The sequence below is a fragment of the Acinetobacter sp. YH01010 genome (assembly GCF_013420775.1).
In the GTDB taxonomy this organism is placed as follows: domain Bacteria; phylum Pseudomonadota; class Gammaproteobacteria; order Pseudomonadales; family Moraxellaceae; genus Acinetobacter; species Acinetobacter amyesii.
This window is the reverse complement of the sequence record NZ_VOYF01000003.1, coordinates 159,153-173,765: the sequence shown is the minus strand read 5'-3', so window position 1 is coordinate 173,765 and position 14,613 is coordinate 159,153. Positions and strand designations below refer to the sequence as shown.

General features: G+C 40.7%; 10 protein-coding genes and 1 other RNA gene. 8 read left to right on the top strand and 3 right to left on the bottom strand.

Translation table 11 applies throughout. The features are described from left to right. The first annotated feature begins 41 nt into the window (after positions 1 to 41). Complete coding sequence (locus FTT77_RS03945; protein WP_180108952.1) at positions 42 to 977, top strand: TIGR01777 family oxidoreductase; 936 nt, start codon at positions 42 to 44, stop codon at positions 975 to 977. A 21-nt stretch (positions 978 to 998) separates the two neighbouring features. Here the strand turns inward: FTT77_RS03945 and thiO are convergent, their stop codons facing one another. Next, positions 999 to 2,123: a glycine oxidase ThiO gene (gene thiO, locus FTT77_RS03940; protein WP_180108951.1), complete on the bottom strand. Its 1,125-nt coding sequence runs from the start codon at positions 2,121 to 2,123 to the stop codon at positions 999 to 1,001. Between the two features lie 137 nt (positions 2,124 to 2,260). After that, complete coding sequence (hemB, locus tag FTT77_RS03935) at positions 2,261 to 3,274, bottom strand: porphobilinogen synthase (protein ID WP_111885258.1); 1,014 nt, start codon at positions 3,272 to 3,274, stop codon at positions 2,261 to 2,263. Between the two features lie 107 nt (positions 3,275 to 3,381). Between hemB and FTT77_RS03930 the strand changes: the two genes are divergently transcribed. From FTT77_RS03930 to FTT77_RS03920, 3 genes are all read left to right on the top strand, one after another. Then, a complete protein-coding gene (locus tag FTT77_RS03930) occupies positions 3,382 to 3,879 on the top strand; it encodes a thioesterase family protein (protein ID WP_180026566.1) in 498 nt (165 codons plus the stop codon). Between the two features lie 262 nt (positions 3,880 to 4,141). Continuing rightward, positions 4,142 to 5,293, top strand: a complete 1,152-nt coding sequence (locus tag FTT77_RS03925) for an efflux RND transporter periplasmic adaptor subunit (protein WP_180108950.1) — start codon at positions 4,142 to 4,144, stop codon at positions 5,291 to 5,293. Between the two features lie 6 nt (positions 5,294 to 5,299). Continuing rightward, a complete protein-coding gene (locus FTT77_RS03920; RefSeq protein WP_180108949.1) occupies positions 5,300 to 6,826 on the top strand; it encodes a DHA2 family efflux MFS transporter permease subunit in 1,527 nt (508 codons plus the stop codon). A gap of 69 nt (positions 6,827 to 6,895) precedes the next feature. On the opposite strand, the gene glpK is transcribed toward FTT77_RS03920, so the two are convergent. Further along, the gene (gene glpK / locus FTT77_RS03915; protein ID WP_168379050.1) at positions 6,896 to 8,380 is read right to left on the bottom strand and encodes a glycerol kinase GlpK; all 1,485 of its coding nucleotides are present in this window, start codon (positions 8,378 to 8,380) and stop codon (positions 6,896 to 6,898) included. A 128-nt stretch (positions 8,381 to 8,508) separates the two neighbouring features. Here glpK and ssrA point away from each other — a divergent pair. The 4 genes from ssrA to FTT77_RS03895 all read left to right on the top strand — a co-directional run bounded on the left by ssrA (position 8,509) and on the right by FTT77_RS03895 (position 14,532). Beyond that, positions 8,509 to 8,868: a transfer-messenger RNA gene (gene ssrA / locus FTT77_RS03910) on the top strand. 184 nt (positions 8,869 to 9,052) lie between these two features. Further along, positions 9,053 to 10,189 carry a tyrosine-type recombinase/integrase gene (locus tag FTT77_RS03905; protein WP_180010037.1) on the top strand — a complete coding sequence of 379 codons (1,137 nt, stop codon included), beginning with the start codon at positions 9,053 to 9,055 and terminating at the stop codon, positions 10,187 to 10,189. 387 nt (positions 10,190 to 10,576) lie between these two features. Next, complete coding sequence (locus tag FTT77_RS03900; RefSeq protein WP_180108948.1) at positions 10,577 to 13,018, top strand: hypothetical protein; 2,442 nt, start codon at positions 10,577 to 10,579, stop codon at positions 13,016 to 13,018. Between the two features lie 659 nt (positions 13,019 to 13,677). Then, complete coding sequence (locus FTT77_RS03895; protein ID WP_180108947.1) at positions 13,678 to 14,532, top strand: inovirus-type Gp2 protein; 855 nt, start codon at positions 13,678 to 13,680, stop codon at positions 14,530 to 14,532. Positions 14,533 to 14,613 lie beyond the last annotated feature (81 nt).

Here is a 14,613-nt window from a genome sequence, read left to right as displayed (position 1 = left end):
CTATAGATAACAGTATTATTTCATATAGATAAGAACAAATTATGCATCAGCCCACAGTACTGCTGACGGGTGGCAGCGGTTTTATTGGCACACATCTCATCAAGGCACTTTTAGCTGCGGATTATAAAGTGATTGGGCTCAGTCGTAAGGCTGGGCGTATTTCTAAATCACCACATTTAACTTGGGTACAGCAGCTCGATCAAATTCCTCATGACAGAATTGATTATGTGATTAATCTTGCAGGTGAAAGTATCGGCAAAGGTCGCTGGACAGAGACGCGTAAACAGCAATTGTTAGAAAGTCGGGTCAAAACCACAGAAGCGCTGTATCAATATTTACGTAAACGTAAAATTTTTCCGAAATGCATTATTTCAGGTTCGGCTGTTGGTTATTATGGTATTGATATTGAAGAACAATGGACAAAAGTGTGCGATGAAAATGCTGCACCACAAGCCATTTTTATGTCAGAGCTATGCCAAAGTTGGGAGCAAGTCACACGCCAATTTCCTGAACAAAATACCATTATCACACGACTAGGTGTGGTCTTGGCTGAAGGTGGCGGAATCTTACCGCAAATGCTGCGACCGATTCAGCTCAATTTGGTCAACAAAATAGGTTCCGGTCGGCAGCCTTTTGTGTGGATACATATACAAGATGTGATCCGAAGTATGCTGTTTTTAATGAAACAAGCAGAGAAAAAATATGGGTTGCTTGAACCCACGCCAATCGATCCGCATATTTTTAATTTAGTTGCGCCGGAAAAAACGACGCAGGCTCAGTTTGCGCAGATTGCAGCACGTCAATTAGCGAAAAAGCCGTGGCTCAATGTGCCTGCAACTATCTTTAAAATTTTATTGGGTGAGCAATCGCAATTAATTTTAAATGGTCAATTGGTTCAGCCAGCCGCATTATTACAGCAAGGCTTTGAGTTTAAATTTCCGACGTTAAAAGAAGCCTTGCAGGATTTATTGGCTTAGTTGAAATTGACCTATTGAGCATTATTCGACGCTTAACAATGCATCTTGAAACAGGCGAGTCGGACTATAGTGGTCTGCATTGAATGAAGGCGTTTGCCCAGTCATCAGTTCAGCCAATAGCTGAGCTGAAGCAGGTCCCATGCATAAACCATTTCTAAAATGCCCAAAATTTGCCCATAGATTGTCGAAATTTGGCATCTGCCCAATATACGGAATCCCTTCAGGGGAAGATGGACGCAGGCCAGCCCAAGATTTCACAATCGGAAAGTTGGCAAGCTCTGGCACCATGTCAAAGCAGGATTTTTGAATATGCTGCAAGGTTGTATTTGTTGTCTGAGTATCAAAGCCACATTGGCGCATACTTGAGCCGCAAACCACATGACCGTCTTGGCGTGGAATCAAGTACATGACTTTATTCATGCACATGGTCGGCAACCAGTTCTGCGGAGTTTTAAAGAGAAGCATTTGTCCCTGCACGGGTTGTACGGGTATCTCAATGTCTAGTTGTTCACTCCATGCGGCTGACCAAGCGCCCGTGGCAATAACGAATTGATCAGCTGTATGTTGTTTGCCATCTGCGGTGGTGATGGACTGGATACGATTGTCCGAACGGTTTAATTGGCGGATAGGGCAATGTTCATGAATGATCACTTTGGGATGCTGCTGTAAATAAGCCGTTAATGACTGCAAAAGTCGCGGATTACGGATGTTGGCTAATTGCGAAAAATAAATGCCATGTGCAAAGCGTGCTGAAATGTGAGGATTAATCTGCTCAATTTGCTCGGATTGTAAATATTCCGCCTGTTGCATTGGGTCTTGGTGCAAACGGGCATAATCTAAGCCAATTTCAAAATCATCTTCATCAAAAATCAGCATGCCAGTTTCATGAATTTCAAAATCAATCCCAGTGATCGGTTTTAATTTTTCATTCCATTTTTGGTAGCTCTGCTTGCCATAACGTGCGAGCGCATTGACTTCATTGGGATATCGCCAAGGATACATCGGGGAGAGGATGCCACCACCAGCCCAAGATGCGGCAGAACCTGTGCGTTGTTGGTCGAAAATCGTCACCGTACAACCGCGTTCAACGAGTTCCAATGCGCTGAGTAAACCACTAATACCCGCCCCAATAATGGCAATATTCATGTTCTTTTAACCGATGAATGTATGAGTTTGATCTTAACTTCAGCAACGCCGAAGTTTTTCTTCCAAGACTGTTTTTTAAATTTTACAGATATAAAAAAGCCTTCCTGAACGTTACCATTTCAGGAAGGCTTTGCAGGTTATTTCATGTCTTTCAACATGAGTGCTGCATCTTCAGCAAAGTAAGTCCAGATCCCATCTGCACCTGCACGGCGGCAGCTCATAAGCGATTCGATAATCACGTTTTCAGACAGCCAACCATTTTGAATGGCACCTGCCAACATGGCGTATTCGCCACTCACTTGATAGACAAATGTTGGAACACCGAAATTATCTTTGACTTCACGGACGATATCTAAATACGGCATACCCGGTTTTACAATCACCATGTCGGCGCCTTCTTGGATATCCAGTGCGATTTCATGTAAAGCTTCTGCACGGTTACCGATGTCCATTTGATAGTTATATTTATTGCCACCTTTGAGGTTGCTTGAAGAACCTACCGCATCACGGAATGGCCCGTAAAAGCTAGACGCATATTTTGCAGAATAAGCCATGATGTTGGTATAGATATGGCCATTGGCTTCAAGGGCTTGGCGAATTGCACCGATACGACCATCCATCATGTCACTTGGTGCAACCACATCTGCACCCGCTTCGGCATGGCTGAGCGCTTGTTTAATTAAGCATTCAACGGTTTCATCATTCAGTACATAGCCGGTATCATCAATGATACCGTCTTGACCATGTGTGGTGTATGGGTCGAGAGCACCATCAGTGATGAGAACCATTTCTGGTAGTTCTTTTTTTAATAAGCGGATGGTGCTTTGGACTAAGCCATCTTCATGCCAAGCTGCTTCAGCCGTTAAGCTTTTATCTTCCTGTGGTGTAACTGGGAACAAAGCTAATTTTGAAACACCCAATTCGAGTAAACGTTCTGCCTTTCTTAGTAACAAGTCAGCAGATAGACGCTGTACGTTTGGCATGCTTGGAATGTCTTGAGTTTGTTGCTGGCCTGGCAACACAAATACTGGATAAATGAGATGATCAGTCGTCAGTTGAGTTTCACGCACCATGGCACGAAGCTGGTCATTTTTACGAATGCGACGCATGCGGGTAGCAGGAAAAGCTGGACGATTGAACGTATAGGTCATAACAATCTCATTGATCAGTATTAAACTTTGACTATTGTAGACGCATAATGAGGGTTTGGCGCACCCCGTATTATTTTTTTATTCAATGACAGCGATTCGAGTAGGCTATGACAGATGTAAATAAGAGTTGGACCGGTAATATTGACCTAAACTCGAAGATTGAAATCGATACTTTATTAAATAACATTGCTCAAGCATTTAACAGCTCCCCATTTTTTGTACACAATGCCATGAAAATGACGGTGATTGATGGTCAGATCGAAGCACGTGTCGACATGGCCAGTAATTTAATTGGAAATGTCGCATTCCAAATTTTACATGGTGGTGTAGCGGCAACCTTACTCGACAGTATCGGTGGTATCTCTGCAATGGCAGAATTGTATAAAAAGGCCACAGCTGAAGATCTAGTAGAAACTAGTAAAAAGGTATCTCGCTTAGCGACCGTCGATATGCGTGTGGATTATTTAGCGCCAGGACGCGGACAGTATTTCGTTGCACGAGCTGAAACCTTACGTTTAGGTCGTAAGGGCTGCACCATGCGTATGACCATGGTCAATGATGAAGGTAAAGCGATTGCAACAGCGATTGCATCGTATGCCTATTAAGCCATTCTTAAGTTAACACATTCAAAATAATGAAAAAATAAAGTCCAGTATTGGCAGCAGGGCATGATTTTATCCTGTTGCCGACGAAAAAAAGACTGACGAGTTACATTTTCTATTCTCAGGATATGATTTTTTAGCTTTAAAATGCCGGAAAATTGAAGAAGATAGACTTTCTCACGACACCATTATCTGACAGCAAAGTTGACATGCTTTGCAAAGCTCATGATGCCATGACCAAGTCTGCTAGATTTAGGACAAATCTATGACAGATACCGTTAGTAACCTGCCAGAAACCCCATCTACAAAGCAGCCCACCGATCAGGAATTAAAAGCACGCAGAAAAAAAGGCCTTGGTATAGTGGCTGTATTGATCGTGATTGCTTTGGTGATGTATTTGATTTGGTCAATATTTCTAAATCATTCCGTCAGTACCGATAATGCCTATGTCGGTGCAGAAACAGCGTCGATTACCTCGATGGTCACGGGGCAAGTGGCAGATGTTTTGGTGAGTGATACGCAGCAAGTGAAAAAAGGCGATGTGCTTGTTCGTATTGAGGCTCGTGATGCTGAAATTGCCTTAGCTCAAGCTCAGGCTGAATTACTTAAAGCAAAACGCCAATACAAACAAACTGCGGCGAATAGTAGTTCTTTAAACTCACAAATCTTTGTCAGTGATGATGCAATTCATAGTGCAAGCGCACAAGTCGCCAAGGCACAAGCCGATCTGAATAAAGCACAAGATGAATTACAACGTCGTCAACAATTGGCTGCTTCAGGTGCGATTTCTAAAGAAGAATTAAGCACAGCGCAGAGTGCTGTGAATACCGCTAAAGCCAGTTTTGATGTGGCACAAGCAGGACTCGCTCAAGCCAAATCTAGTCAAAAAGCGGCACAAAGTAATAAAGCTGCAAATGATGCATTAATTCAAGACAGCAATGAAAATTCAACCCCAGATGTTTTAATTGCACAAGCACGTCTACAACAAGCTCAGTTGGACTTAGAACGTACACAAATTAAAGCACCCTTTGATGGTGTAGTGACACGTCGCAATATTCAAGTTGGGCAACGCATTGCACCGGGAACGTCATTAATGATGGTGGTGCCTGTCTCTCAGTTATATGTCGATGCCAACTTTAAAGAAAGCCAATTGGCAGGGGTGCAAGCGGGTCAAAAAGTTGAACTGACGTCTGATCTGTATGGTGACAAAGTTAAATTTAATGGCATAGTCACTGGTTTTTCTGGTGGCACAGGTTCAGCATTTACCTTGATTCCAGCACAAAATGCCACAGGAAACTGGATTAAAGTGGTTCAGCGTTTACCTGTGAGGATACGTTTAGATCCAAAAGAGTTGGCAGAACACCCACTACGTGTGGGGCTGTCTATGGAAGCGACGATTGACTTGAAATCGAAGTAATTGCCTATGAATCAGCAAATGCAAATGACTGACCTGAAAGGTGGTCGTCTGATTCTCGCTGCCTTGGTCTTGGCATTGGCGAACTTTATGGTTGTGCTCGATATGACCATTGCCAATGTTTCAGTGCCGCATATTACCGGTAGCCTTGCAGTGTCAGCATCCCAAGGGACATGGGTCATTACCTCTTATGCCGTGGCAGAAGCGATTTGTGTGCCATTAACCGGTTGGCTCGCTGGACGCTTTGGTTCTGTACGGGTTTTTGTGATCAGCCTGTTTGGCTTTACGGTATTTTCGATAATGTGTGGTTTATCGACCAGTTTGGAAATGTTGGTGTTTTGCCGAATTGGGCAAGGTTTGTTTGGTGGCCCAATTATGCCACTGAGCCAAACGTTGTTAATGCGCATTTTCCCTCCTGAAAAGCAATCGCAAGCCATGGGGATGTGGGCAATGACCACTGTGGTTGGCCCCATTTTAGGTCCAATTTTGGGTGGTACGATCAGTGATAATTTATCTTGGCATTGGATTTTCTTTATCAATATTCCTGTCGGGATCGGTTGTGCTATCGCAGCGATGCGCTTACTGAAAACGGCTGAAACACCTACACAGAAATTGAAAATTGACCGCGGTGGTTTACTGCTGTTGGTGTTGTGGATCGGTGCCTTGCAATTGATGTTGGACTTGGGCCATGAGCGAGATTGGTTTAATAATCCATTTATCGTGGTGCTGGCACTGACGGCATTTGTCGGGTTGATCGTTTTTACGATTTGGGAGCTGACTGAACGGCATCCTGTGGTGAATATACTGCTGTTTAAGTACAGAAGTTTTACCATTTCGGTCTTGGCTTTGGCCTTTGGTTTTGGTGCCTTTTTTGGCAGTATTGTCCTGATTCCGCAGTGGTTACAGATCAACTTGGGCTATACCGCAACGTGGGCAGGTTATCTCACGGCAACGATGGGCGTCGGTAGTCTGACCATGTCGCCAATTGTTGCGAAGCTTGCAACCAAATACGATCAACGTGCTTTGTCGAGTTTTGGTTTAAGTATTTTGGGCGGAGTCACCCTTATGCGCGCCTTTTGGACCACGGATGCGGACTTTATGGCTTTGGCTTTACCGCAAATATTACAAGGTTTTGCCGTGCCATTTTTCTTTATTCCTTTGTCCAATATGGCCTTGGCATCGGTACTGCCACAAGACATGGCATCTGCAGCAGGTTTGATGAACTTCTTAAGAACCATGGCAGGGGCAATTGGAGCCTCGATTGCAGTAACCATTTGGGATGATCACACCAAAGTCGCACGCAGTGAAATGGTCAGTAATTTACATGTTACTGAGGTACAAAACACCTTGGTGAATCATGGAATGAGTTCAGAAGCTGCTTTGGGATATATCTCCAGTTTGGTGGATAAAGAAGCCTTAACGCTTTCAGCCAATCATGTGTTTTTAGTCTTGGCGGGTGTCTTTATATTCGCTGCACTGATCATTTGGCTCTGTCCGCGGCCTAAAGCAGGTGTGGGTGGTGGTCATGCACATTAAATATCATCAAGTATAAAAAACCGCTCGAATGAGCGGTTTTTTATTGCATACGGCGTTGATTGGAAAAAATTAAAGATCCGAGCGCGCCCGTTTAAGTGCAGATTGCCACTGAGCCAAATGAAATTCACGTTGATCAGCATTCATTTTTGGTTCAAAAGCACGTTCTAATTGCCATGATGCAGCAATTTCATCAAGATTTGAAAACACACCCGCTTTGAGTCCGGCCATTGCGGCAGCGCCCCATGCAGTTGATTCTAAAAGTTTAGGACGCAGTACAGGCACATTTAAAATATCGGCCTGAAATTGCATCAGCATATCATTGCTACTGGCACCGCCATCGACACTGAGTTCTTTAAGTGGACTAGACAGGTCTGACTGCATGGCGGTCAATACATCCGACACTTGAAAGGCAATGGCCTCTAGAGCGGCACGTGCAATGTGGGATTTATTGGTACCACGTGACATTCCACAGAGGAGGGCACGGGCATCACTGTCCCAATGCGGAGCGCCTAGCCCAGTAAAGGCAGGAACCAAAACCACGCCATCGGTATGCTCCACTTGGCACGCGAGTTTTTCAACATCACTGCTTTTTTGAATAATCCCTAAACCATCTCTTAGCCATTGCACGATTGCGCCAGCCATAAACACACTACCTTCTAGTGCATAATGGGTTTGACCTTGAGCTTGCCATGCAAGGGTTGAGAGTAATTTATTATGGCTATATTGAACTTCGGTGCCGGTGTTAAAGAGCATGAAACAGCCTGTACCATAGGTATTTTTTGCTGTTCCTGCGTCAAAGCATGACTGTCCAAACAGCGCGGATTGCTGATCACCTAAAATGCCGGTAATGGGAATGTTTGCGCCAAGTAAACCTGTAGCGGTATCTGCAATATATTCATCTGAACTGATGATTTTAGGAAGCACTGATAGGGGAATATCGAATAATTCTAAGAGTTCTTCATCCCAAGCTTGTTGCTGCAAGTTCATTAGCATGGTTCGTGAGGCATTGCTTGCTTCAATCACATGCTCTGCACCTTGTGTCAGGTTCCACACCAACCAACTGTCAATCGTGCCGAAAGCCACATGACCTTGCTCTGCGAGTTCACGTAGACCTTGGGTGTGTTCTAATAACCAGACCAATTTCCCAGCACTAAAATAGGGGTCGATACGTAAACCGGTCTTTTTGTGAATGAGGTCATTGAGGTTTTGTTGAGTTAGTTGCCCACACCACTCGGTTGCACGGCGGTCTTGCCAGACAATTGCAGGAGCGAGCGGTTGACCTGTGCGTTTATCCCAAACCACAGTGGTTTCACGCTGATTGGTCAGGCCAATGGCTTTAATGTCTTTGGCGAGGATACGGGCAGAAGCGAGCGCTTGCTGTACGACGGCAATTTGGGTACTCCAAATTTCCTGAGCATCTTGCTCCACCCAGCCTGAATGTGGAGTTTGAATGTGGGTTTCCCGTTGAGCTGTAGCTTGAACTTGTCCATGTTCGTTAAAAATGATCGCACGACTTGAAGTCGTTCCTTGATCGAGTGCCAATAAATAGCTCATATATTTTTCTTTTGCGGTCTTGAAAAATAAAATATTAGCGCAATTATGTAATTAAGCGCAGATCAATGTGTAATTGTTTCGAAATTGCATCGCAATTTTTTGCAGTTATGCTATGATGACGCTACTTTGGGGATGTTTCTGGCTTCGACGCTGGTGATGAAACTCATAGATGCATGTCGAGAGCGCATTTTCTCTCGTAAATCAAATTTGCATATTTTAGTCGCAAACGACGAAACTTACGCTCTAGCTGCCTAAGGGCAGCTTGTCCGCATCCCTGAATACTTGTGGTTAGGGGTCCCGACTGAAGCGAACGCACACAAGTCCGTATAAGATCAAGCCTTGGGGTCTTATACTAAATCTTAAAGGATCGCGATTTGTACCCTGTTCGTCGGGTCACAAAGAGCTAAATCAATAGACGATATCTAAGCATGTAGTATTCTCGAGCGTAGTGCTGGCGGACGCGGGTTCAACTCCCGCCATCTCCACCAAAATTCAATTCAGAGATGTTCGACTGAATGTAAAAAAGCCCTTAAATTCAATGTTTAAGGGCTTTTTTATTGGCTGTATTGTCCGATCCTGTCCTAAGCTGTGTGACCCAATTTTTGCCTTCTGCGGGTAATAATTGGGAAAATTTACCCAATTATTTTTAGTCTAGATAAAGGGTATATACAGATGAAACTCACGGATACTGAATGCAGAAAAGCACAGCCCCAAGATAAGCGTTATCGTCTTTCAGATGAAAATGGTTTGTCATTATTGGTGACACCTGCAGGGCAAAAATACTGGAATGTACGCTATACCGTTCATGGTGAGCGTAAGTCAGAATCACTTGGTCTATATCCAGACATGAGTTTAAAGAAAGCAAGAGAGCTTGCCCTTGAGCTGAAATACAAGCATTCCAAATCAGTCTTATACGAAGACATCAAGCCATTTTTTAAAGAGGTGGCAGAAGATTGGTTTGAGAATCAAAGAGAAACTTGGTCAGCAAAGCATATCAGTAATGTGCGCGCATCTTTAGATGAGCTTTACATTGCTCTCGCAAATAAACGAATCAACCAAATTCAGGCACCTGAGATTTTGCAGGTTATTAAAAAAATTGAAGCTAGAGGTTCGACTGAAGTAGCTAAACGTACGCTATCTCGATGCGGTATGGTGATGAAATATGCCATAGCCCACGGTTATCGATATGACAATCCAGCTAGTGATTTGGTTTATGCGCTTAAGAATAAAAAAGTGAAGAATTTAGCGTCATTACCTGAAAGTGAAATGCCTGAATTTCTTAGACGGATTAAAGCCTATCCTGCTGATGCTCAAACGCATCATGCAATTATTTTGATCATGCTTACAGGTGTTCGAGTAAGTGAGTTACTGCAAGCTCGTTGGGATGAGTTTGATGTAGAGGATCGTAAGTGGGATATCCCAGCTGAGCGTATGAAGAACGGTTTACCCCATCGTGTACCTTTAACAGATATGATGATTGATGAGCTTCAGGCGCTACGTTTGACACACAACCAAGACTTATTATTCCCACATAGATTAAATAACAAAGAATCTATGCGCAGTGAATCAATTTTGGCCGTAATCAAGCGTTCTGGTTATGTAGGTAGAATGACAACACATGGGTTTAGATCTTTGTTTAGTACTGTGCTAAATGAGTCAAATTTGTTTAATTCTGATGCCATTGAACGTCAGCTTGCACATGTACCACAGAACCGTATTCGTGCTGCTTATAACCGAGCACAGTACTGGGATGAGCGTGTAAAGATCATGGAATGGTATGGGGAGAAGGTAAAGGAGTGGTTGAAATAATTATGGGATTTGAAAAATAATTTAGTGAGGAAATAAAACTTAAAAGACGTGCTTAGCACGTCTTTTTTTTGCCAAATTTCTATCTTCTGATTGAGGGAATGATATCTAGACTTAATTTCTGAATATGGCTAGTGCTTGTAGAAAGGGTATTTTTATAGATTTTCATCACAGAATTAAACTCGAGCACTAATCCAATTTTTAAGAAATAATAGTTAAAAAAATAGAATTTAAGACTAAAATATTAACTATATAAGAAGTAAGTTTTTAAGGGATAGAAATGTATCTAAAAATCTAAAATACCTTATTTTATTGCCTTTTAGATAGTAAGAAGATATAAAACAATAAATTTTAAATAAAAATTATCTAGACAATATTGAGGGGATGAAAATGAAGTTGCAATGGCTTGATGACACCGATGCATTTTATGATGGGTGTTTTTCGTATCTAAAAGCAAAATTCCCCAATAAGAGACCAAAAATTTTAGGTGGTGAAAAATATACTGAGCAACCTATTTATAATGAAACCGTTGTCGCGTTAGAGCAGATACATCATGTTCTTAGACGAATCGAAGACCGTTCGGCGTATACGCGAAAAGATTATGAAGATGCGCAGGGTAATGATGACCTGAAGATCAAGATTATTAATTTTTATAAAGTGCTAGCGTTAAATACTTCTGATGACATGGCAAATGCCTTTCAAAATTTTGCTAAGCATTATTATTGGGATTCACGAATTTATAACTATAAAAAATTTTTACAAAGTCCAGCAGGGTTGCAAGATTTAGATTTCTTTGACTCAAAGATGTGGAGCGTAGAAAAATTTGATGCTGGAACTTTTTTTGATTTTTTAGATCGCTACAGTGCTTTTCTAGAGTCAGCCTCAACTACAGAAAATGACGAGTTTAAAAAGTCCGATTGGCTTCATAGAAAAATTGCAGAGCAAAATAGAATTTATGAGAATTTACTTACTAGTTACGATCAATTGTTAAAACAGAAAGTAAAATTTGGAATTTGTGTATTTGATGTTCGTTTGCCCATTCAATTAGAGGATGGGATTCATAACTATCAATCTATTTTTTCAGCTAAATTTCTAGGTGATTTTGGCCGATATATGGATAGTGAGTTTGCACAAGATGATGGTGTATTGTTGGTTGTTAATCATGCACATGTCTTGAGTCTCGATTTTGTAGCTATAACATTCTTAGTCATTTACAAACTTAAAAATTATGAATCTCAAGAGAGGTTGGTGGAGCACTATTCTAAAAGGATTCATAGCTATATTGGTACTCGAAGCATTGAAAAAATAAGAGTGACTAATTGTGAGAAAATGATCAATAAAACTTATCCATCAGATCACTTCGTTGGAGACTTGGTTGACCAAAAACAGAAAATTAATTTTCGAGATAAGTTTCTGAAATACTTTTTATCCAGTAGTTTTTTTTTAAATGTAGATAGTGATGAGCTACTGAAAGAGCAAGTAGATTTATACTCTGTATTTTTTAATGATTTCAGATGTTTTCAAGAAAAAATATACATACAACCTAAGCCCCCTAAGACTCGTAAATCCTTATTAGATCAACTTAATACGGCTAGGGTGTTTCTAGATGATTTGATAGATGAAAAAATTGTTTCCAATTTTGATAAATATTTCAATATTAATGACTTAGAACCTAATGCTATAAATCAACTTAATTTGATTGAATTTTTATATCATCAACAAGCAACGGTTCCTAAAGCTTACACGAGTCTTTTGGATGATTTTATCCGAGTTGAGAAGTTGTTAACGCGCATAATGTATCAAAGACGAATAGAGTTGTTCTATTCAGATAAACAGAGAAAGGCTTTTTATGCTAGACCAGCGTTTTCGAAACTAAATGTAGTCTTTCAGCAGTTTATCCTTATTACTATGATGAACTGTTTTTTGAAGGCAAATCACTTATTGAGGGGGTTTAGCTTAAGTCAAAGTTTTGAATTTAAAAATATTGGCTATCGGGTACATCATTTTTTGAAGGAGATGAATGGAAGTTTTCCAGAAGTGATAAGAATTGATGCGCTTCCCACTGTGGAAAATGAGCTAAAAAATTATCAGAAATCTGTACTTAAAGACTTAATAAAAAAAGAAAATGTAGAGTTTAAAAAGGCTAAAAAGCGAGAAGAATCAATCCAAAATTATCTTGAGCTTGTTTTTAAAGAAGATGTCATTGTATTAAGGTTCATATTTGAGGGAGGTTTTGTACAAGGAAGCGAGGATAAGGCGAAAGTTTTTGATTCAATGTTTCGGGATTATGTTGATAATTTGAAGCGTCGCCATACTCAAGGAGTAAAGCTTCTTGGCCATGTTGGTCTTTATGTGCCATATCGCAATGAACATTATATTGATGCCACGTTATTTTTCAAAAATGACACGAATCTAAAAGTGAATTCAGCTGATTTGATAAATGACATTTCAGAGTATTGGAGTAACTATGTAGTCAAAAAAACTGAGCAAATTCAGACCTACATCTCAAAACAGAAAAAGAATGATGATCTGGTAAATCCTTTTGATGATTTCAGTGATGTATGCCTTGTGGCAAAGTCTGTGAAAGTAATACAACTAACGGGTGAACTGAATGATGAGTATTTGGAAATTTACCCAAATCAAAAAAGAAACAAGCAATACATGATTGAGACCATTGCTAAATTTTATGCCTATGCTCCACATATTTTAATTGCTGAACTAGATTTGTCACTTATGCCGAGAAAAGACAGTTTGATTCTGGGGCGAAAAACAAAAAGTAAAAGCGAAGTTAAGTCTTCACAAAAAAGGACGAGAGACTCGAGTAAGGGCTAATAAACAGGCATCGTCGGTTGTAGAAAATAATGACAGCTCCAAGAGAGTTGCTGAGGGATATGTAAACTCTAGCTCTGCAATAGGTGACTTCAACGAGATTCAAAGAGTTATCTCTGGTCCTTTAAAACAAAATAGTGAAGAATTTAGCGAAAATATTTCTAAAGTAGATGAGAGTATTTTAAGTGATGTTGTTGAATCAGTACGTGAGCCTATTAAAACATCCAGAGAGGAAGATGAAAGAAAACCTATTGCGAAATCGGATATAAGTGAACGATCAAGGAGAGTAGTAAAGGTAGAACGTAAGCGGCAGATGAAACCAATACGAGTATCTAAATTCAAATAATGGATTATATAGGATTGCTTTTCATTAGAACCTAACTTCCGCTTCATCCCTTTCCATAAAAATAGGAAGAATTGTTGGGATTTCAATGTTTGCTATAGAAGCAGAAATTTTAAGGCATGAACTCTGATGTTGCCTCGGGCCTTTTTAAAATTGCTAGGATATATATTTTATATTTATTAAATACTTAATCTTATTAATCAACCTTCATCACTCCAAATGATGAAGGTTTTTTTATTGAGTTCAATGCTTACGTTCATGTGTAAAAAATACTGAGCAGTGATTCCTATGTCTTTCACCAAACATAGGAAATACATTCGTGAACGAAGCACAAACCTTACTTGATATTGAAAACTTCATGCTTATGGCATCTAGAAGAAAATACCATTGGAATGATTTCCAGTCGGACTTTGATGCACTTAAAAGAAAAGCAATAGCTGTTCACAATCCAGACTGTAAATACAGCCCTTTAGTACAAGCCTATTTCAATCTGCTCCCTGAAAATATTTCTTGTGAGGATCAGGAGATCTTTGAAAGTAAGAGCGTATTTCAATGCTTTCAGCGGGAGTTGGCTGAAAAGCAGGAAAGCTTCTTGGATGGATTCATTGATCAGATTCGAGATAACCAAGGAAGTTTAAAAAATTATTTTAATGAGCTGTTGCAGCGTCATCGTAAGCTGCTATTGGTACGAGTTGATCTGTCATACAGAGCTTTGGCTCAATCGAGTATAAGTCAGTTCAATCGTGATATTAAGAAGTTGGTCAGCCGCATTCAGGATAAGGATACTATTTTTAAGGATCAGGTCGGGTATGTCTATCGTCTAGAGCAGGGTGGCAAAAGCAGAGGGTATCATTGTCATCTGTTGCTGATATATAACGGTTCTTTGCGTAATCGAGATTCTTACTTAGGGCAGTGCATTGGTGAATTGTGGAAAGATAAAATTACAGGAGGGTGTGGACAGTTTTATAACTGCAATCAAGCTGAGCATAAAAAGTATTATTGGGGTTTGAATCAGTTAGGTATTGGAATGATTGAAAGGCGTAACTCTAAAGAGGTAGGGAACGCGTTAAAAGCAATAGGTTATTTAGCTGATCCTGATAAAGATGATCAATACTTAAGAGCTCCTTTGAAGGGCATGCGGAAGTTTAGTAAAGGTGGCTCAGGGCGCAGATAACGGGATTCCAAAAAATCATAGATATACATCATTAACATGAACGAAGAATGTTTATTTCCCCCTGACATTCAAATCAGAGGC

What these genes read in the sequence shown, in the direction of transcription:
- FTT77_RS03900 (WP_180108948.1), top strand. Translation starts at nt 10,577, where the DNA reads ATGAAGTTGCAATGGCTTGATGACACCGATGCATTTTATGATGGGTGT.
- FTT77_RS03925 (WP_180108950.1), top strand. Translation starts at nt 4,142, where the DNA reads ATGACAGATACCGTTAGTAACCTGCCAGAAACCCCATCTACAAAGCAG.
- thiO (WP_180108951.1), bottom strand. Translation starts at nt 2,123, where the DNA reads ATGAATATTGCCATTATTGGGGCGGGTATTAGTGGTTTACTCAGCGCA.
- FTT77_RS03945 (WP_180108952.1), top strand. Translation starts at nt 42, where the DNA reads ATGCATCAGCCCACAGTACTGCTGACGGGTGGCAGCGGTTTTATTGGC.
- FTT77_RS03930 (WP_180026566.1), top strand. Translation starts at nt 3,382, where the DNA reads ATGACAGATGTAAATAAGAGTTGGACCGGTAATATTGACCTAAACTCG.
- hemB (WP_111885258.1), bottom strand. Translation starts at nt 3,274, where the DNA reads ATGACCTATACGTTCAATCGTCCAGCTTTTCCTGCTACCCGCATGCGT.
- FTT77_RS03920 (WP_180108949.1), top strand. Translation starts at nt 5,300, where the DNA reads ATGAATCAGCAAATGCAAATGACTGACCTGAAAGGTGGTCGTCTGATT.
- glpK (WP_168379050.1), bottom strand. Translation starts at nt 8,380, where the DNA reads ATGAGCTATTTATTGGCACTCGATCAAGGAACGACTTCAAGTCGTGCG.
- FTT77_RS03905 (WP_180010037.1), top strand. Translation starts at nt 9,053, where the DNA reads ATGAAACTCACGGATACTGAATGCAGAAAAGCACAGCCCCAAGATAAG.